The sequence below is a fragment of the Streptomyces sp. NPDC007896 genome (assembly GCF_042959425.1).
GTDB lineage: Bacteria > Actinomycetota > Actinomycetes > Streptomycetales > Streptomycetaceae > Streptomyces.
Genome location: NZ_JBIBKX010000029.1, coordinates 54,082 through 71,338, shown reverse-complemented (window position 1 = coordinate 71,338; position 17,257 = coordinate 54,082). Strand labels below are relative to the sequence as shown.

Annotated in this window: 13 protein-coding genes and 4 pseudogenes; 9 read left to right on the top strand and 8 right to left on the bottom strand. The window is 69.3% G+C overall.

Annotation, left to right across the window (positions count from 1 at the left end; translation table 11 throughout):
- The first annotated feature begins 66 nt into the window (after nucleotides 1-66).
- From ACFZDJ_RS51325 to ACFZDJ_RS51300, 6 genes are all read left to right on the top strand, one after another.
- Nucleotides 67-1,404, top strand: coding sequence for an enolase C-terminal domain-like protein (locus ACFZDJ_RS51325; protein ID WP_391069901.1), 1,338 nt, complete (start codon nucleotides 67-69; stop codon nucleotides 1,402-1,404).
- Nucleotides 1,401-2,183 (top strand): SDR family oxidoreductase, encoded by a 783-nt coding sequence (locus ACFZDJ_RS51320; protein WP_390939030.1) that lies wholly within the window; start codon nucleotides 1,401-1,403, stop codon nucleotides 2,181-2,183. The genes ACFZDJ_RS51325 and ACFZDJ_RS51320 overlap by 4 nt, the downstream gene beginning before the upstream one ends.
- A gap of 213 nt (nucleotides 2,184-2,396) precedes the next feature.
- Nucleotides 2,397-3,434: a substrate-binding domain-containing protein gene (locus tag ACFZDJ_RS51315; RefSeq protein ID WP_390939028.1), complete on the top strand. Its 1,038-nt coding sequence runs from the start codon at nucleotides 2,397-2,399 to the stop codon at nucleotides 3,432-3,434.
- 20 nt (nucleotides 3,435-3,454) lie between these two features.
- Nucleotides 3,455-5,044, top strand: a complete 1,590-nt coding sequence (locus tag ACFZDJ_RS51310; RefSeq protein ID WP_390939026.1) for an ATP-binding cassette domain-containing protein — start codon at nucleotides 3,455-3,457, stop codon at nucleotides 5,042-5,044.
- The gene (locus tag ACFZDJ_RS51305; RefSeq protein WP_391069899.1) at nucleotides 5,037-6,038 is read left to right on the top strand and encodes an ABC transporter permease; all 1,002 of its coding nucleotides are present in this window, start codon (nucleotides 5,037-5,039) and stop codon (nucleotides 6,036-6,038) included. Before ACFZDJ_RS51310 ends, ACFZDJ_RS51305 begins: the two co-directional genes overlap by 8 nt.
- 151 nt (nucleotides 6,039-6,189) lie before the next feature.
- A complete protein-coding gene (locus ACFZDJ_RS51300; RefSeq protein ID WP_391069921.1) occupies nucleotides 6,190-8,637 on the top strand; it encodes a SpoIIE family protein phosphatase in 2,448 nt (815 codons plus the stop codon).
- Between the two features lie 244 nt (nucleotides 8,638-8,881).
- On the opposite strand, the pseudogene ACFZDJ_RS51295 reads toward ACFZDJ_RS51300, so the two are convergent.
- The 7 genes and pseudogenes from ACFZDJ_RS51295 to ACFZDJ_RS51265 all read right to left on the bottom strand — a co-directional run.
- Nucleotides 8,882-9,079: pseudogene (locus ACFZDJ_RS51295) on the bottom strand (alcohol dehydrogenase catalytic domain-containing protein); the annotation flags it as partial.
- A gap of 4 nt (nucleotides 9,080-9,083) precedes the next feature.
- Complete coding sequence (locus ACFZDJ_RS51290; RefSeq protein WP_391069897.1) at nucleotides 9,084-9,998, bottom strand: 3-hydroxybutyryl-CoA dehydrogenase; 915 nt, start codon at nucleotides 9,996-9,998, stop codon at nucleotides 9,084-9,086.
- Nucleotides 9,995-11,059 (bottom strand): annotated as a pseudogene (locus tag ACFZDJ_RS51285) (acyl-CoA dehydrogenase family protein); the annotation flags it as partial. The gene ACFZDJ_RS51290 and the pseudogene ACFZDJ_RS51285, both read right to left, overlap by 4 nt.
- Before the next feature lie 59 nt (nucleotides 11,060-11,118).
- Nucleotides 11,119-11,862: pseudogene (locus ACFZDJ_RS51280) on the bottom strand (alcohol dehydrogenase catalytic domain-containing protein); the annotation flags it as partial.
- A 145-nt stretch (nucleotides 11,863-12,007) separates the two neighbouring features.
- The gene (locus tag ACFZDJ_RS51275; protein ID WP_391069919.1) at nucleotides 12,008-12,397 is read right to left on the bottom strand and encodes a class I adenylate-forming enzyme family protein; all 390 of its coding nucleotides are present in this window, start codon (nucleotides 12,395-12,397) and stop codon (nucleotides 12,008-12,010) included.
- Between the two features lie 33 nt (nucleotides 12,398-12,430).
- Nucleotides 12,431-13,459 (bottom strand): annotated as a pseudogene (locus tag ACFZDJ_RS51270) (AMP-binding protein); the annotation flags it as partial.
- On the bottom strand, nucleotides 13,456-13,932 hold the full coding sequence (locus tag ACFZDJ_RS51265) for an oxidoreductase C-terminal domain-containing protein (RefSeq protein ID WP_390939022.1): 477 nt from the start codon (nucleotides 13,930-13,932) through the stop codon (nucleotides 13,456-13,458). The gene ACFZDJ_RS51265 and the pseudogene ACFZDJ_RS51270, both read right to left, overlap by 4 nt.
- Before the next feature lie 104 nt (nucleotides 13,933-14,036).
- On the opposite strand from ACFZDJ_RS51265, the gene ACFZDJ_RS51260 reads away from it, so the two are divergent.
- From ACFZDJ_RS51260 to ACFZDJ_RS51250, 3 genes are all read left to right on the top strand, one after another.
- Nucleotides 14,037-14,546 carry a DNA-binding response regulator gene (locus ACFZDJ_RS51260; protein WP_391069895.1) on the top strand — a complete coding sequence of 170 codons (510 nt, stop codon included), beginning with the start codon at nucleotides 14,037-14,039 and terminating at the stop codon, nucleotides 14,544-14,546.
- Nucleotides 14,547-14,607: 61 nt separating this feature from the next.
- Entirely contained in the window at nucleotides 14,608-14,784 is a 177-nt protein-coding gene (locus ACFZDJ_RS51255; RefSeq protein ID WP_390939018.1) for a hypothetical protein, read from the top strand.
- A gap of 431 nt (nucleotides 14,785-15,215) precedes the next feature.
- Nucleotides 15,216-15,650: a shikimate dehydrogenase family protein gene (locus tag ACFZDJ_RS51250; RefSeq protein ID WP_391069893.1), complete on the top strand. Its 435-nt coding sequence runs from the start codon at nucleotides 15,216-15,218 to the stop codon at nucleotides 15,648-15,650.
- Nucleotides 15,651-16,645: 995 nt separating this feature from the next.
- Here the strand turns inward: ACFZDJ_RS51250 and ACFZDJ_RS51245 are convergent.
- Nucleotides 16,646-16,939: a hypothetical protein gene (locus ACFZDJ_RS51245; RefSeq protein WP_391069891.1), complete on the bottom strand. Its 294-nt coding sequence runs from the start codon at nucleotides 16,937-16,939 to the stop codon at nucleotides 16,646-16,648.
- Nucleotides 16,940-17,257: the final 318 nt, after the last annotated feature.

Below are 17,257 nucleotides of genomic sequence, written 5' to 3'. Positions count from 1 at the left end.
TATCACCTGCTGAAGGTATGAAGATGGGTATTGCGGTCGAAGGGTGGGGTGGAGGCGGAGCCGGGCATGAGTCAGCACAGGGCGCGGGCCCGGATCACGGCACTCGACACGTACGACATCCGCTTTCCCACCTCTCGACGTCTTGAGGGCTCGGACGCGACACACCCTGACCCGGACTACTCCGCGGCGTATGTGATCCTCCGCTCCGACGCCCAGGACGGCCTGGAAGGGCACGGCTTCTGCTTCACCATCGGCCGGGGCAATGAGGTCGAGGTGGCGGCGATCGAGGCGCTGCGGTCGTATGTGGTCGGCCTGCCGCTGGTTGAGCTCTTCACCGGGCTGGGCGACTTCCAGCAGGCGCTTGTCGGTGACAGCCAGCTGCGTTGGCTGGGCCCTGAGAAGGGTGTCATGCAGATGGCCGTCGCGGCCGTTGTGAACGCCGTATGGGACCTCTACGCCAAGCACGAGGGCAAGCCGCTGTGGAAACTGCTCGCCGACCTCGCTCCCGAGCAGATCGTGACGCTGATCGACTTCCACTACCTCACCGACGCACTGACGCATGAGGACGCGCTGCGGATCCTGCGTCGCGCCCGGGCGGGCAAGGCGGAACGCGAGGTCCGGTTGCTCGCCGAGGGCTATCCCGGCTATGCCACCTCGCCCGGCTGGCTCGGCTACCCCGACGGCAAGCTCACCCGGCTGGCCCGCCAGGCCGTGGCAGATGGCTTCACCCAGATCAAGCTCAAGGTCGGAGCCGACCTTGAGGACGACATCCGGCGCTGCCGGACCGCCCGTGCCGCGATCGGTCCGGATATCCGGCTGGCCCTGGACGCCAATCAGCGCTGGGACATCGAGCAGGCCGTCGCCTGGATTCGTCGGCTTGCCGAGTTCGACCCTTACTGGATCGAGGAGCCGACCAGCCCGGATGACATCCTGGGCCATGCCGAGATCCGCCGGGCCGTCGCCCCGGTGAAGGTCGCGACTGGCGAGCACGTCCCCAACCGGGTGGTCTTCAAACAGCTGCTCAAGGCGCAGGCCATCGACGTTCTGCAACTGGACGCCTGCCGGGTCGGCGGGGTCAACGAGAACATCGCCATACTGCTCCTCGCCGCGAAGTTCGGGATCCCTGTCTGCCCGCACGCGGGCGGCGTGGGACTGTGCGAGCTCGTACAGCACCTGGCGATGTTCGACTGGCTGGCAGTCTCCGGCACGCTTCAGGACCGCGTCATCGAGTACGTCGACCATTTGCACGAGCACTTCCTCGATCCAGTGGTCGTCTCCCGGGGGCACTACGCGGCTCCCACCACCCCCGGATTCAGCTCCGCCATGCGTCCCGGGACGCTGCGCACCTACGCGTTCCCCGACGGTGTCGGCTGGCTCGCCGCGATGGAGGAGCCTTCCAAATGACCACATCAATCACCCAGGGTGCCCAGGAGTTCCAGGGGCTGGCCGCGATCGTCACGGGCGGGGCGTCGGGCATCGGGCTCGCCACCGCCGAGACACTCGCCGCGCGCGGCGCCCGTGTCGTGGTCCTCGACCGCGCCCCGGAGCAGATGCCCGGCCATCTGCGTGCCCTGACGGCCGACCTGGGGAACGGTGAGTCGGTGGCCCACGCCATGAGCCGGGCGATCGAGGAGCTCGGCGGTCTGGATGTTCTGGTCAACAACGCGGGTATCGGCAGCCAGGGCTCCGTCGAGGACAACTCCGACGACGAGTGGCACCACGTCCTGGAGGTCAATGTGCTCGGCGTCGTGCGAACCAGCAGGGCGGCACTGCCGTATCTGCGCAGGTCCCGCAACGCCGCCATTGTCAACACCTGCTCGATCGCCGCGACCGTCGGGCTTCCGCAACGCGCGCTGTACTCCGCCAGCAAGGGAGCGGTCCTCTCGCTGACTCTGGCGATGGCCGCCGACCACATACACGAGGGCATCCGGGTCAACTGCGTCAACCCCGGCACTGTGGACACGCCCTGGGTGGCGCGGCTGCTCGCGGCTTCCGCGGACCCCGAAGCCGAGCGGATCGCCCTGGCCGCCCGCCAGCCGAGCGGTCGCCTGGTCACCGCGCGGGAGGTGGCTGACGCCATCGCCTACCTCGCCGGACCCCTGGCCGGAGCCACCACTGGGACGGTATTGGCCGTCGACGGCGGCATATCGGGGCTCTGGATGGGCCCCGGGACCGCGCCTTGAGCCCAACGAGAGCGGCCAAGGGCGGCCGGCTCGCCCTCGGCCACCGGTCCTCGTCCGGGAACCGCCGCCACCGGTCCTCGTCCGGGAACCGCCGCCACCGGTCCAGTCCCGGGAACCGCCGCCACCGGTCCCGTCCCCGGAACCTCCGCCCCCGCGTCTTTCCCGCATCGACTGGACCCGTTCTCGGGCAGTCAGATTCAGGAGCTGAGCACGATGAAGCGCGTAACCTTCGTCGCGGCGGCACTCGCCCTCGTGGCCGGTCTCGCCACCGGCTGCGGCGGCAAGGGGAGCGGGGAAGCGGGCGGTGGTTCGACCGCCTCGGGCGAGGTCGGTGTGGTACTCCCGTTCCTCACCTCGCCGTTCTGGCAGGCGTACAACCACTACGTCCCGCAGCAGGCCGCAGCTCAGGGCGTCGACGCGCTCCCCACGGTGAACTCCGACTCCGACCCGAGCAAACAGATCCGGGACATCCAGAATTTGCTCACCCGGGATGTGAAGGGCCTGGTCGTCTCGCCCCTGGACTCAGGAGCGATCGGTGGCGGTCTCAACGCTGCGGCTCGCAAAGGCGTGCCGGTGATCGCTGTCGACGTGGCGCCCGACAAGGGCAAAGTCGCCATGGTCGTCAGGGCCGACAATCGAGCCTACGGAGAAAAGGCATGCCGGCGGCTCGGCCAGGCGGTGAAGACCGGCAAGGTGGTACAGATCCAGGGCGATCTCGCTTCGATCAACGGCCGGGACCGCTCGGAGTCGTTCACCGAATGCATCCGGAAGAACTACCCGGACATTCGGATCCTGAATGTGGCCGCCTCGTGGCAGGCGGACAAGGCGGCGACCGGGCTGGAAGCGCTGTACACCGCCAACCCCGATGTCAAGGGCATCTACATGCAGGCAGGAGGCGTCTATCTCGCGCCCACTCTGCAAACGCTCAAACGCCACAACGCACTCGTTCCGGTCGGGAACCCACGACACATCGTGATCGTCTCCAACGACGGCATTTTGCAAGAGCTGGACGCCATCCGCCGAGGCGAGATCGACGCCACCGTCTCTCAGCCCGCCGACCTGTACGCCAAATACGGCATGTACTACATCAAACGGGCCATGGAGGGTGAAACCTTCAAGGTGGGACCGACCGACCACAACAGCACCATCGTCAGACTGCCCAGCGGCAGCCTCGAGGACGAGCTTCCGGCTCCGCTGGTGACCAGGGAGAACGTCGACGACAAGAACCTGTGGGGCAACCGGGTCGGCTGAGTGAGGAAGCGAGAACCGGGATGAAGCAGACCCCGCCTCCCATGGCGGCCGACGGGCCTCCGGGGGTCCACCCGCTGGCCGAGGCCCACGGCGTCACCAAACGCTTCGGGCCGACCGTCGCCCTCGACGATGTCGAGATCACGGTCCTTCCCGGTGCGTCGCACGCTCTCGTCGGCCGCAACGGGGCGGGCAAGTCCACCCTGGTGAACATCCTCACCGGACTCCAGCGGCCGGACCGCGGGACCGTTCTCTACGGCGGTGAGCCCGCTCCCTCCGCCGCCGACCGGGAGGGGTGGCGGCGTCGGGTCGCCTGCGTCTACCAGGCGTCCACCGTCGTCGGCGGCCTCAGTGTCGCGGAGAACCTGTTCATCAACCGCCATCCCACTACCCGCGGCTCGGTCATCAGCTGGCGGCGGATGCGCCGCGCGGCCCGCGCCCTGCTGGACGAGTGGGGAGTAGAGGTGGACGAGAGCGTGCCGGCCGACAGGCTCAGCGTTGAGGACACCAAGATGGTGGAGATCGCCCGCTCACTCTCCCACGGCGCCCGGTTCATCATCCTGGACGAGCCGACCGCCCTGCTGGACAGCCTGGCGATCGACCGACTGTTCCGCCATGTGCGACGACTTCAGGCCGCCGGAGTCACCTTCCTGTACATCTCGCACCACCTGGAGGAGATCTACGAGGTCTGCCAGGTCGTCACCGTGCTCCGCGACGCCCGCCGGATCACCACCGCGCCCGTGGGCGAGCTGTCCAGACGGAAGCTGATCGAGGCCATGACAGGCGACTGGGGACTCCGGACCGGTGAGCGCGACCCGCTCCTCGACACCGGTGAACGCCCGGCCGCGGGGCTCGGCTCCGTACCCCGGCCGACGGCGGACGCGCCTGTCGTGGTGCGGGTGGACGGCCTCAGCGGCCCGCACTTTCGCGACGTCAGCATTACCATCCGGGCCGGAGAGGTGGTGGGCCTGGCCGGCCTCGCCGGGTCCGGCAGCCATCAGCTCGCCGAGACGCTGGCCGGGTTCTACCGGCCGACGGGCGGACGGATCAGCATTCTCGGCCGTCCGCTGCGGGCGGGCGATGTCCCTTCAGCGCTGGCCGCGGGTGTCGGATGCGTACCGCGTGACCGGTACTCCCAGGGCTTCGTCCCGGAGCTGTCGGTGGCCGACAACGTCTCGATGACGATCAGCGACCGGCTCGGCCCGTTGGGGTTGATCTCCCCCAAGGCCCGCGATGCCTTCACCCGCCGGACGATCTCCGACCTCGACATCACGACCGAAGGGCCCCACCAGCCGGTCATCGGCTTGTCCGGCGGCAACCAGCAGAAGATCGTCATGGGCCGGGCACTTGCCACCGACCCGGCGGCGCTGGTGCTCATCAACCCGACGGCCGGTGTCGATGTGAAGTCCAAGCGCGCTCTGCTCTCCGTCGTCGATCGGGTCAGCGCCCAGGGGCAGGCGGTGCTCATCGTCTCCGACCAGATGGAGGATCTACGCGCCTGTGAACGTGTCCTGGTGATGTTCAACGGATCGCTGACCTCAGAGCACGCCGCCGGCTGGACCGACCACGAGCTGGTCGCGTCGATCGAAGGGGTCACTCCCGCTCATGAATGAGATCACCCGGCCCCGGGCCGTCCCCGCCCACAGGCCGGCCCTCAGCAGGATCAGCGACCTCGCACTGCTGCCGGCGCTGATCCTGCTCCTGATCGTCGGCGCTGCCAGCAACGAACACTTTCTCGAACGGGACAATCTGACAAACATCCTGGCGGCCTCGTCGGCCCTCGGTCTGCTCGTGCTCGCCGAGGCGATGATCCTCATCAGCGGAAAGATGGACCTCTCCCTGGAGTCCATCGCCGGTCTCGCCCCCGCCCTGGGATTCATGGTCGTCATCCCCGTTGCGTCGGCAGGCTTCGGCACAGAGCTTCCCACCTGGCTGGGCCTGGCGATCATCCCCCTCGTCGGGGCGTTCATCGGGGCGGTGAACGGCATCCTGATCTGGGGACTCCGGCTCAACGGCTTCATCGTCACCCTGGCGATGAACATCGTGCTGCGCGGGCTCCTGGTCGGCATGGTCTCGGGCAAGACCCTCTTCGATGCCCCCGAGGCGTTCTTCGCGCTCGGATCCGAGACCTGGCTCGGACTCGCCAAATCCGTATGGCTGACCGCCTTGTGCTTCGCCGTCGCGGGATTCGTACTCCGCTACCACCGGCTCGGTCGCGCGGTCTACGCGATCGGCGGCAACGCCCCCGCCGCCCGGGCCGCGGGAATCCGGGTCGAGCGGGTGGGTTGGAACGTCCTGGTCATCGGCGGAGCGCTCTCCGCCGTAGCGGGCCTGGTCATTGCCGGACGCGTCGGCGCCGTCAACGCCAACCAGGGCAGCGGCCTCATCTTCACCGTTTTCGCTGCCGCGGTCATCGGCGGCATCAGCCTCCGTGGCGGCAAGGGCTCCCTGCTCGGTGCCCTGCTCGGGGCGCTGCTTCTGGGAATGCTGGAGAACCTTCTCGTCCTGGAGCAGGTGTCGTCGTTCTGGATCCAGGCGATCTACGGCGGCATCATCCTCGTCGCGCTGATTGTCGCCCGGCTCACCAGCGGGGAGGCGCAGGAGTAGCCGGGACGGCCTCGGCAGGCCGGATGCCCGGGTTCAGGAGGACCAGGACGACAACGCGGCGACGACCGCGGCACAGCGATGGCAGACGATGATGGGCGGCCATATTGTTAGGTATATGTAATCCGCAGATGGGACAGCTGCGATGACCGCCATGGAGGGTGGGACGTCGGCAGGCCTCGTAGGGCCGACCGATCTGTCCCACGCCGCGACGGCTGTGATCGACAAGCATGGGATCATCGTGGGCTGGACCGGTGCCGCCGAGCGGCTTCTCGGCCACCCCGGCGCAGATGTACTGGGTCGGCCCGCCTCCGACCTGCTCGCGTCGTCCGAGGACGTGTCGAGGGTCGCGGAAGTCGTGGAGCGGTGCCGGGCTGCGGGCTGCTGGTCCGGTTTCCTGGATGTCCGCCGCAGTGACGGCCAGTACCTCACAGTCGGCCTTCAGATCTCGCCGATGGCCGACTCGGAAGGGTGCGAATGCTGGCTGGTCTTCGCCATCGATCTGGCGAAAACCCCCTCGTGGGCTGTCAGCTCGGTGCTTGAGGGATTCCTCACCCGCTCCCCGATCGGCATGGCAGTTCTCAGCCCCGATCTGCGGTACGTCTGGATGAACGACACCCTGGAGCGCTACGGCGGGATTCCGCGCGAGGAGCGACTGGGGCGCCGGATGTCCGATTCCCTGCCCGGCCTGGACACCGCCGCGTTGGAGGCGCAGATGCGGCGGGTCCTGGAGACCGGCGAGCCGGTGATCGACTACGAATACCAGGGATGGACCTGGGCGGAGCCGCACCGCCAACATGCCTACTCGACATCCTTCTTCCGCCTGCTCGGTGCCGACGGGGACGTGCTGGGCGTGTGCTACATGGGCATGGACGTCACCGACCGGTGGAAGGCCCGGGAGCGGCTGAACCTGCTGAACGAGGCGGGCGCCCGCATCGGCAGAACGCTGGATGTCATGCGGACGGCCCAGGAGTTGGCCGAGGCGGCTGTGCCGCGTCTTGCCGACTGCGTCTTGGTCGACCTGCTGGAGCCGGTGCTGCACGGTGAGGAACCCACCCCCGGACCGGTAGGGTCCAAACCCGTTCTGCTGCGCGCCGGCATGCACTCGATACGTGCAGGCACCCCTGAGTCGATCGTACGGCGGGGAGAGCCGGTCGATCTGCTCCCCTCCTTGCCCGGCGGCCAGTTCCTTGTCGACGGAAAAGCGTTCCTCACCCCGCGCCTGGACCCCGACAGCGCATGGGTCGTCGAGGATCCGTCCCGGGCGGAGAAGATCCGGGAGTTCGGACTCCACTCGGTGATGGTGGTGCCCCTCCGGGCACGGGGCAACCCCCTCGGTGTGGCCGCGTTCGTCCGGTCCCGGCATCCGGATCCCTTTGAGGAGGACGACCTGCTGCTCGCCGAGGAACTGGTCGCCCGCGCGGCGGTGTCCGTGGACAACGCCCGCCGCTACGCGCGCGAGCACGCGGCGGCACTGGCCCTGCAGCGCAGCCTCCTTCCGCATGCCCTGACCGGCGGCAGCGCCCTGGAAGTGGCCTCGCGCTATCTCCCCACCGATGTTCAAGGCGGCGTGGGCGGTGACTGGTTCGATGTGATCCCCCTGTCCGGCGCCCGGGTCGCACTGGTTGTCGGCGATGTGGTCGGTCACGGCATCAACGCCGCGGTGACCATGGGCAGGCTCCGCACCGCCGTGCACACGCTCGCCGACATGGACCTGCCGCCCGAAGAACTGCTGGCCCACCTCGACGACCTGGTGATCCGCCTCGCCGAGGAGGAGGACCAGAACGACGAGGCCATCGCCACCGCGGTGCTGGGCGCCACCTGTCTGTACGCCGTCTATGACCCGGTCACCCGGCGGTGCACCATGGCCCGTGCCGGGCACCCACCGCCCGCAATCGCCGTACCCGGCGGCTCCGTCACCTTCCCCGACCTCCCCGCAGGCCCACCGCTCGGCCTCGGTGCCCTCCCCTTCGAGTCCGCCGAGCTGGAACTCCCCGAGGGCAGCTTGATCGCCCTCTACACCGACGGGCTCATCGAAACCTGCGACCAGGACATCGACGTCGGTCTGACCCGCCTCAGCGATGTCCTCCCCAAGCCCGGCCTCGTACTGGAAGACCTGTGCACCTTGGTGGTCGACGCCCTGCTGACCGGCCCGCAAACCGACGACGTCGCCCTCCTCCTCGCCCGCACCCGCGCTCTGAGCCCGAACCAGGTCGCCTCGTGGGACCTGCCCACCGACCCGGCGATCGTCGCGAGCGCCAGATCCCTGACCGTCCGCCAGCTCACCGAATGGGGCCTCGAAGAGCTCGAGATGACCACTGAATTGGTCGTCAGCGAGCTGGTCACCAACGCCATCCGCCACGCCACCGGCCCCATACGCCTGCGCCTGATCCGACAGGACGTCCTGATCTGCGAGGTCTCCGACACCAGCAACACCTCGCCGCGCCTGCGCCACGCCCGGACCACGGACGAGGGCGGTCGGGGCCTTTTCCTCGTCGCGCAGATGACGCGCCGTTGGGGCACTCGCTACATCGCGGCCGGCAAGCTGATCTGGGCCGAACAGGACCTCCCCCGCGGACGGTCCGCCATCAAGATCCAGTGAAGCCTGGACACACGTCAGGCCGGTAGTCGGAGCGGGGGACGATGGCCGACCGCGAGGTCATGGTGGCCCCGCCTTAACGGACGCTGCCGCGGTCATCACTCGCCCGCCGGAGCCGTGAGCCGAGCCCGGCTGGAAGGTGCGAATCCTTTATGAAGCACTCGTGGTTGCCACGCCCCAGTTGGCGGGGACGGACTCGGCGAAAGGCGCCTGACGGGCAAAAGCCCAGTTCAGGCGGCCTTTCTTGTGCCTCTAGAAGAAGCCGAGCATCTGCGGCGAGTACGAAGATGCCGCCCTGCTTGTAGTGCAGGTCGGTGTGACACACCCCGCACGCCTGGACTCGTACCACCGCTTCCCCGGGGCCCGGGTCGGGCACGACGATCGTCTCCACACGCACCGGCTCGCCCCTGCCCGGTGCGATCACACCGCGTACCTCCTGTGCCATGGGGTCAACTGCCTTTCTGTGAAAGCGGGTAGGGGGAATCCGAGTAGTCGTGGAACCCGCGCCCCGACTTCCGCCCGAGCAGGCCGGCCTCCATCATGCGGAGCAGCAAGGGAGGCGCGGCGTGCAGTGGCTCCTTGAAGTCGGCGTACATCGAGTCGGCGATCGCCGCGAGGGTGTCCAGACCGATCAGGTCGGCCAGGCTGAGCGGGCCCAGGGGATGGGCGCAGCCGAGGACCATGCCGTTGTCGATGTCCTCGGCGGAGGCGAAGCCGGACTCCAGCATCCGGATCGCGGAGAGCAGGTACGGCACCAGGAGGGCGTTCACCACGAAGCCGGCCCGGTCCTGGGAGCGGATCACCTGTTTGCCCAGCCTGCCGGTGACGAACTCCTCTGCACGGGCTTGGGTCTGAGGGCTTGTCAGCAGTGAGGGCACGATCTCGACGAGGCCGAGCACGGGCACCGGATTGAAGAAGTGCACCCCGATCACCTGGTGCGGCCGGGCGGTGGCCATGCCCAGTTTCATGACGGGCAGCGAGGAGGTGTTCGACGCGAGCAGGGCGTCTTCCCGTGCGACGATCCGGTTCAGGGCGGCGAAGAGCTCGAGTTTCACAGCCTCGTTCTCCGTCGCCGCCTCCAGCACCGCGTCCCGGTCGGCGAGGTCCGCGAGATGGGCGGTGACCCGCAGCCGGCCGAGGGCGGCGTCGCGTTCCTCGCCGCTGAGCTTGCCGCGGCCGACCGCGCGCTCCAGCGAGGCAGCGATGCGTGACCGGCCGGCCTTGGCCGCGTCCGCGTTCACCTCGTGGACCACCACGTCCAGCCCGGCGCGGGCGCAGACCTCGGCGATGCCCGCGCCCATCAGACCGCAGCCGACGACGCCGACCCGGCGGATGTCCGGTGTTGGTGGTCGTGTGTCCGTCACCGGAAGGCCGCCTGGCCGGTCAGGGCCTGGCCGATCATGAGGGTGTGCATCTCGACGGTGCCCTCGTAGGTGAGGATCGATTCGAGGTTGTTGGCGTGCCGGATGACCGGGTACTTCAGGGAGATGCCGTTCGCGCCCAGGACAGTGCGGGCGGTGCGGCAGATCTCCAGGGCCGTACGGGTGTTGTTGAGCTTGCCGTAGCTGACCTGCTCGGGCCGCAGGCCCCGGTCGTCCTTGGCCCGACCGAGGTGGAAGGCCAGCAGCGTGCCCTTGGCCAGCTCCAGGGCCATATCGGTGAGCTTGGCCTGGGTGAGCTGGAAGGCGCTGATCGGGCGGCCGAACTGGACCCGGTCGTTCGCATACGCCAGGGCGGTCCGGAAGGCCGACCGTGCGGCGCCCATCGCGCCCCATGCGATGCCGTAGCGTGCCTCGTTGAGGCAGGACAGGGGGCCGCGAAGCCCCCGTACCTCCGGCAGGACGGCGGATCCGGGCAGCCGTACGGAGTCCAGTACCAGCTCGCTGGTCACCGATGCCCTCAGCGACATCGTGTGCTTGATCGCGGGCGCCGAGAAGCCGGGAGTGTCGGTGGGGACGACGAAGCCTCGGATGCCGTCGTCGGTGTGGGCCCGGACGACGGCCACGTCGGCGACCGAGCCGTTGGTGATCCACATCTTGCGGCCGTCGAGGATCCAGTCGTCGCCGTTCCGGCGGGCCGCCGTACGCATGCTGCCCGGGTCGGAGTCGGAGTCGGGCTCGGTGAGGCCGAAGCAGCCGATGGCGGTGCCCGCGGCGAGGCGGGGCAGCCACTCCTCCTTCTGCTCCTCGGAGCCGAAGGCGTGGATCGCGTACATGGCCAGCGAACCCTGCACCGAGACCAGGGAGCGCAACCCCGAGTCGGTCGCCTCCAGTTCGAGACAGGCGAGCCCGTAGTCCACGGCGCTCATGCCCGCCCTGCCGTAGCCCTCCAAGTGCATGCCCAGCAGGCCGAGTACGCCGAGTTCCTTGGTGAGGCCGCGGATGTCCTCGATTGCCCCCTGCTCGAACCACTCGGCGATGTGCGGTTGCCACCGCGTGCCATCGCCCGCATGCCCGCCCGGAACGTCTCGTGAGGGGCGCCCGGGCCGAGCGCGTCGATGTAGATGTCGACGCCGTAGCCGTCGGTCTGCTCGTGGATCCACTCGTCGACAGGGCCGTCGTCGAGGGAGTGCAGGTGCAGCCGGCCGCCCGCCAGCTTGCCGACCTGGTCGAGCAGGCCCTTGTCCCGGTCGGTGCCGTACACGTGGGTGAGGCCCATGGCGGGCGCGAGGAGCGCGGCGGCGATGCCCAGGGTGCCGCTGATGCCGTTGATGAGGATCGTCTTACCCGGACCGGCCTCGGCCTTGCGCAGCGCCGAGTACATGGTGCCGATGTAGCCGAAGCGGGCGGCGGCCTCGAAGGAGAGCGAGTCCCGTAGCTTCACCAGGCTGTACGCCGGGGCCACCATGTACTCGGCGAGGCCTCCCTGGTAGCGGTCGAGCAGGTCGATGGCGGTCGGGGAGAGGCCGAAGTAGCCGGCGAAGGCGTAGCTGGCGCAGTTGATCGAGTCGCCGCTCCGGCACGAACGACAAGACCCGCAGGAGCGGCCCGGGTTGACGTACACGCGATCGCCCGGCTTGAACGCCTGCACGCCTTCGCCGACGGCCTCCACCACTCCCGCCGGGTCCAGGCCGAAGATCGCCGGGAGGGTCGGCAGGGGGCTGTGTGGGAACCAAGTCGTCCACATGTTCAGGATGTTGGCGAGGTTCGGAACGATGTTGACGGCGTGGACGGCCACGCGGACGTCACCGGGGCCGGGCTCGGGAACGGGGAGTTCCTCAATCCTCATCGGCTCGCCGACGGCGTGCATCCGCGCGGCTCGCATGGTCGCACTCATGGCGTCTCCCTCGGGTTCGGCTCGGGTTCGGCTTCGGGTACGGCTGGGGGAGACGGCGCCAACTGCGGTGCGGTCTCTGGTAGTTGTCGAGGGTGGGTCAGTTGTCCAGCAGCGTCGTCAGCCGCGCGCGCTGCAGCTTTCCGGTGGCCCCGCGGGGGAGTTCGGGTACGACGCACAGGCGCCGGGGCCACTTGTGCCGGGCGAGCCGGCCGTCGAGATGGGTACGGACCTCGTCCAGGGTCGGCGTGCCGGACACGGTGACGAGGAAAGTGGTCACGACCTCGCCCCAGACCGGATCCGGCGCACCGGACACGGCGACCTCGACTACGCCGGGGAAGTCGGCGAGGGCGTTCTCGACCTCGGCGGGATCGTTGTTCTCTCCGCCGGTGATGACGGTGTCCTTGAGCCGGCCGACGACAGACAGACGGCCCTCAGCGTCGAACAGCCCGCGGTCCCCGGTGTGGAACCACCCTTCGCCGTCGGTCACGGGCACCGTCCCGGCGGCCGTCCAGTACGCGTCCGCCACCGACGGCCCCCGCACCCAGATCTCACCGGGGGAACCGACCTCGGCCGACGCCCCGGTCCCGTCCACGACCCTCAACTCGACCTGAGGGACGGGGGATCCGGTGGAGGCCGCCGTATCGTCCCCAGCGGAGTACGTCACCCCGGCCGCGGTCTCCGTCAGCCCGTAGGAGTTGACCACCCCGACCCCGCGAGCCCGGAACTGCTCGCGGGTGGCGGTCTGGGCCGGTGACCCGCCGGACAGGATCCACCGCAGCGTGTCCAGGTCACCGCCGCCGAAGCGGGGGCGCCGAGCCAGCAGGGCGGACATGGCCGGTACGGCGAAGGCGCAGGTGACCTAGTGGTCGCGGACCAGGTCGATGAACAGGTCCGGCTCGAAGCGCGGGGCCAGGATCACCGTCCCGCGCCGCGCCCAGGTGTACTGCGGAAGCCCGCCGAGCACGGCGACATGCGCCAGTGGGGTGGAGACGAGCGCGGTGTCGTCCTGGCCGACGGGCAGCCGAGACAGGCCGTTGGCCATGCTCCAGTACAGGTTGTCGTGGGTCAGCGCGACGCCCTTGGGGCGGCCGGAGGTGCCGGACGTGAACGCGATGATCGCGATGTCCGGGCCGGCCGGAGGCTCCCCGACGACGGGCGCGGACGGCTCGTCGTCGACGTGCAGGTCGTCCCACGTCAGGCGGTTCCCCGTCCCCTCCGGGAACCGTTCGTCGCCGACGACCGTACGCGGCGCGGTCTCTTCGCACACGACGGTGAGCTCGCCCTCGGTCACCTGCGGGTGCAGCGGCACGAGCACCGCCCCCATCCGCGTCACCGCGAACAGCGTGATCAGGGCCTCGGGCCGGGCCGCCCCCTGCATCACCACGCGATCGCCCTTGCGCACCCCGTACTTGTCGAGGCGGGCGACGGTCCGCCTTACGGCCAGATCCAGTTGGGCATAGGTCCAGGTCCGGCCATCGAAGACGAGGGCGGTACGGGAGCCGGCCTCGGCCGCACTGACGACGAGGTGGGCGCCGAATGTACTCGTCATGTCCTCACCTCCGCCGCGCGTCTGGCGCGGGCGAGCGCGCCGAGGGTCGTCCCCGCCAGGTCGTCGACGCAGACCGGCGTCCGCCGCTCCAGCAGCCGGCGGGCGGCCAGGTGCTCGGCGGGCCAGTTCAGGGTCTCCACGGCCACCAGCCGGTCGGCGCGGAAGGCATAGGCGGCCAGACGCTCCGGGGAGTCGCCGGGCACGAGGCGCACCTCGTCGGAGGCCGAACGCAGCCCGGCGATCTGCAACTTGATGTCGCCCTGGTCGCTCCAGAACCACGGCAGACTCACGTACGGCGCGGACGCACCGGCGATACGACGGCCCACCGACGCCCCCTGGTCGGTGGCGTTCTGCACCGACTCCAGCCGGACCAGCCCCTCCGCGTGCGGATGCGGATGGCGGGCGCAGTCACCGACGGCGGAGATCCGCGGGTCGGAGACCGACCGTCCACGGCGAGCAGGAACTGGCGGCACGCGCCGGCCACCTGTTCGCCGAGCCGAAGTCCGAGTTCGTCTGCGCCGCGACCGATCTGAACACGTGGTCGCACCGTGCGGCCCGCGACGCGGCGGTCGGTCAGATGGGGACGCGGATCACTGGCGGCCTGACAGTCCGCAAGCTGTACAGCGCGGCCGTCCTCGCCGACGAGGACCAGCGTCTGCACCTGCTCGAGCTCCGCACGGTCGGCGCGCAGGTCCGCATCTGCGCCACCGGCCTGCCGCACGAGACGATCATCAGCGACCGCAAGGCGATGATCCTCGCCGGTGCGAAGGTGCGCGGCGAGCGGGAGTTCACGGCCACGACGTCCAGCACGCTCATCGACGCGGTCTGCGCGATGTTCGACGCGGCCTGGGAAGGCGCCGTCGATCTGGAGGACTACCTGAGCCAGGACCTGCCGGTGATCGACGAAGATGGCAGGGCACTGCTTCGCATGCTGACGACCGGGCTGACGGACGAGGCGGCGGCGCGGCGCATGGGGCTGTCGCTGCGGACGTATCGCCGCCGGGTGGCGGAGATGATGCGGTTGTTGGAGGCGGAGTCGCGGTTCCAGGCCGGGGTGCGTGCTGGGGAGTTGGGGATCGCCGGGTGACAAGCAAACGCTTTACAGGTCCCGTCGCGGTCGACGAGTAGTCGTCCGGCAGCGCGGCCTCGTGATCCTCAAGCTCGTCTCCGCAAGGAGCGAGCCGGTGCAGGCCAAGGACATCTCCGTCGCGCTGGGCAAGGGGGTGCGCCTGCGCAGGTGGAGCCGGTACGCGGGAAGCTGGCCCAACGCGGCTGGCTGGACCGCACCCCCACTGGCCGATACCTGCCGCGGTAAGTCGGCCTGACCAGCCCACACGGGCCGGTTTAGGGCGTAACGCACGGTTCCCCGACGGAGTTGGGGACTGCATGCCCGCAGATTCCCCGCCCGCCGAGGGTCCTGACGGACTGGTCTACCAGTGCCGCCTTCAGCTGTCGAGCGCCACTCTGAACTGGTGGCCGACCCGATCCGCGGCCACCTGAAGACGATCCGCTCGCGCTGGCGCAAGCTGCCGCCAGGGAAGCATCGGGGCCGCCGGCATCGCGCCACTGCGCGTCACCGAGCACGCCGAGCCCGGCGGGAAGACCAAGCGGCAGGAGGAGACCCTGACCGACATGGTGGCGGCAGCAGCGGCCTGATCCTCGGACAGCGCGGACGCGGCGCCCCCGTCGCCGTGCTGCGGGGTATTGCCTACGTGCCCAGTGACGAAGGAGTGGCCGCGATGCTCCAGCAGGTGCCGTGACACGGCTGGCTCTGCTCGGCTTCCCCGTCGACGGTGCGCTGTCGCCCGTCCTACACCGGGCGGCCTACGCAGCGATGGGCCTGCCTTGGACGTACCACGCCATCGAATGCCGCTCCCAGGACCTGCCACGCTTCCTGGGCACCCTCGACGACAGTTGGCACGGCTTCTCGCTGACCATGACGCTCAAGCGCACCGTTGTCCCGGTCCTGGACGAGGCGTCGGAGACGGTCTCGCGGATCGGTGCGGCGAACACCATCGTCGTGACACCCAGCGGCCGACTCGTCGGGGAGAACACGTGGTGGGAGGGCTGCCGATGCTCGTACACCAAGCCGCGCGACAAGTCGTCCTGCAGACGGGACACTCCCCGGCGCCGGTCACCGAGATGCTGCTGGCCGGTCAGTCCGAGATCCACTAGGGCGTGTGGGGACTGACCAAGCCAAGCGGTGAGCGTGAACCCCCGGCTCCCGTCGTGGCCCTACGCGGCGGCAACGTGGTCCCGGGACTGCTACGAGGCCGCCGGCATGGGGCGCGGCGTTCGGGTTGCCACCTCTGAGCTCAACGGTGATCCGGTGCTCGTAGCTGGCTGCGATGGGGTGGAAGGCAGAGTGAGGCCGCAGTGCTCCAGCAGGCCCTCGGGGGTAAGGGGTGGCCGGGTTCGCTGTCGAACAGCGCCCCAGGGCGGTAGGCCCCGAGCTTGCGCGCATCCACACCAACGACTGCCCCGGGATCACGCGCCCGATCAGCACCCAAGACGCGCGGGATGCACTACTCGGAGCGAAAGGCCGACCGGCCGCCACCATGGCCCGCCGGAATCGGGCGCCTGGCATAAATTCGGATACATGGACGAGGCGCCCAGGCGTATCGATCCCACGACGGACCGAGTGTCCGCCGCGCTCATGCTGGGCTGCTTCCCCGAGCAGGTCGGCCCATGCTCCCGCTGCCAGGGGCTGACCTGCCGATACGGACGCGACGCCCAGCTCGTGTGCCTCGCCTGCCGGGCGAGCGAGGAACGGGCCGCCGGGGACGCACCCGCTTCGGGTACTCGTGCGCCCCGGTCTCCGAGCCCTCGCCGCGAGAAGCCTGCGCCTTCACCCACTGAATGCTGAAAAATTTACCCAAATCCTATTGACTCTTGGTGTATCTCGTGCAGGGTGATTACTAGACCACAACACCGAAAGAGCCACAAAGTCGGCGAGGACGTCTAGTCGGCGGAGTGACTTGGACAGGATGTGGTTCAGGCCCCCGGCAAGCCGGCGCGATACCGAGGCGACAGTGACGACTGAAGCTTCAGGACACGTGCAGCACTACCGGGGACTGTTTTGCCCTCGGAGCCTTCGCGCGGGCCTGACCGCGGCGCGAAGGCTCCGCCGCGCCTGTGCTCTGCGGAACCGAAGAGCACCGAGCCTGGTCCCTGCGGCCGGATCGGTCAGTCCGCATCGATGTCGGGCTGGATCTCCACGGTGAAGGCCGCGTCCTCGGGGCCGTCGCCTTCCTCGTCCTCCCAGACGGTCACGCGCACGTGCCGATGCCCGGTGCCGCGCACCTCCCACTCGGTCACCAGGTCGGTGACGACGAGGGCGGCGACGTATTCGGCGTCCTCTTTGGGCTCGTCGGTGATGACAGTCCCCTGCCACCGCTCGGGATGGCCGCCGTAGGGGCGCCAGCCCTGCGAGCCGTGCGGCTCGTCGACCCGGTACACCCAGACCTTCTCGGTGCCCATGGCACCGATCCTTCCACTCAAGGAGCACCACGCGCCGGATCGGACCGACGCCCGCCGAGCGCCGGTCGACCGGCTACAACAACTGCCCCGGCGGCATCGAGCTGGAGGACACAGGGCGACGCGGGGGACTTCCTCGTGACCCGGGCAGCCCGCTGGGGGTGGCCGCGACCGGGATACGCGCCAGGTGCTGTGGGCTGACGCTGGATGTATGAAGGCCACGTGGTCCGGGATGATCCGGTTTGGGTTGGTCGCCGTGGTTATCTAGGTCCGGCGCCTATCTGCCCAGGTCAGATGAGCGGGATCAGCTAAGGGACGTAA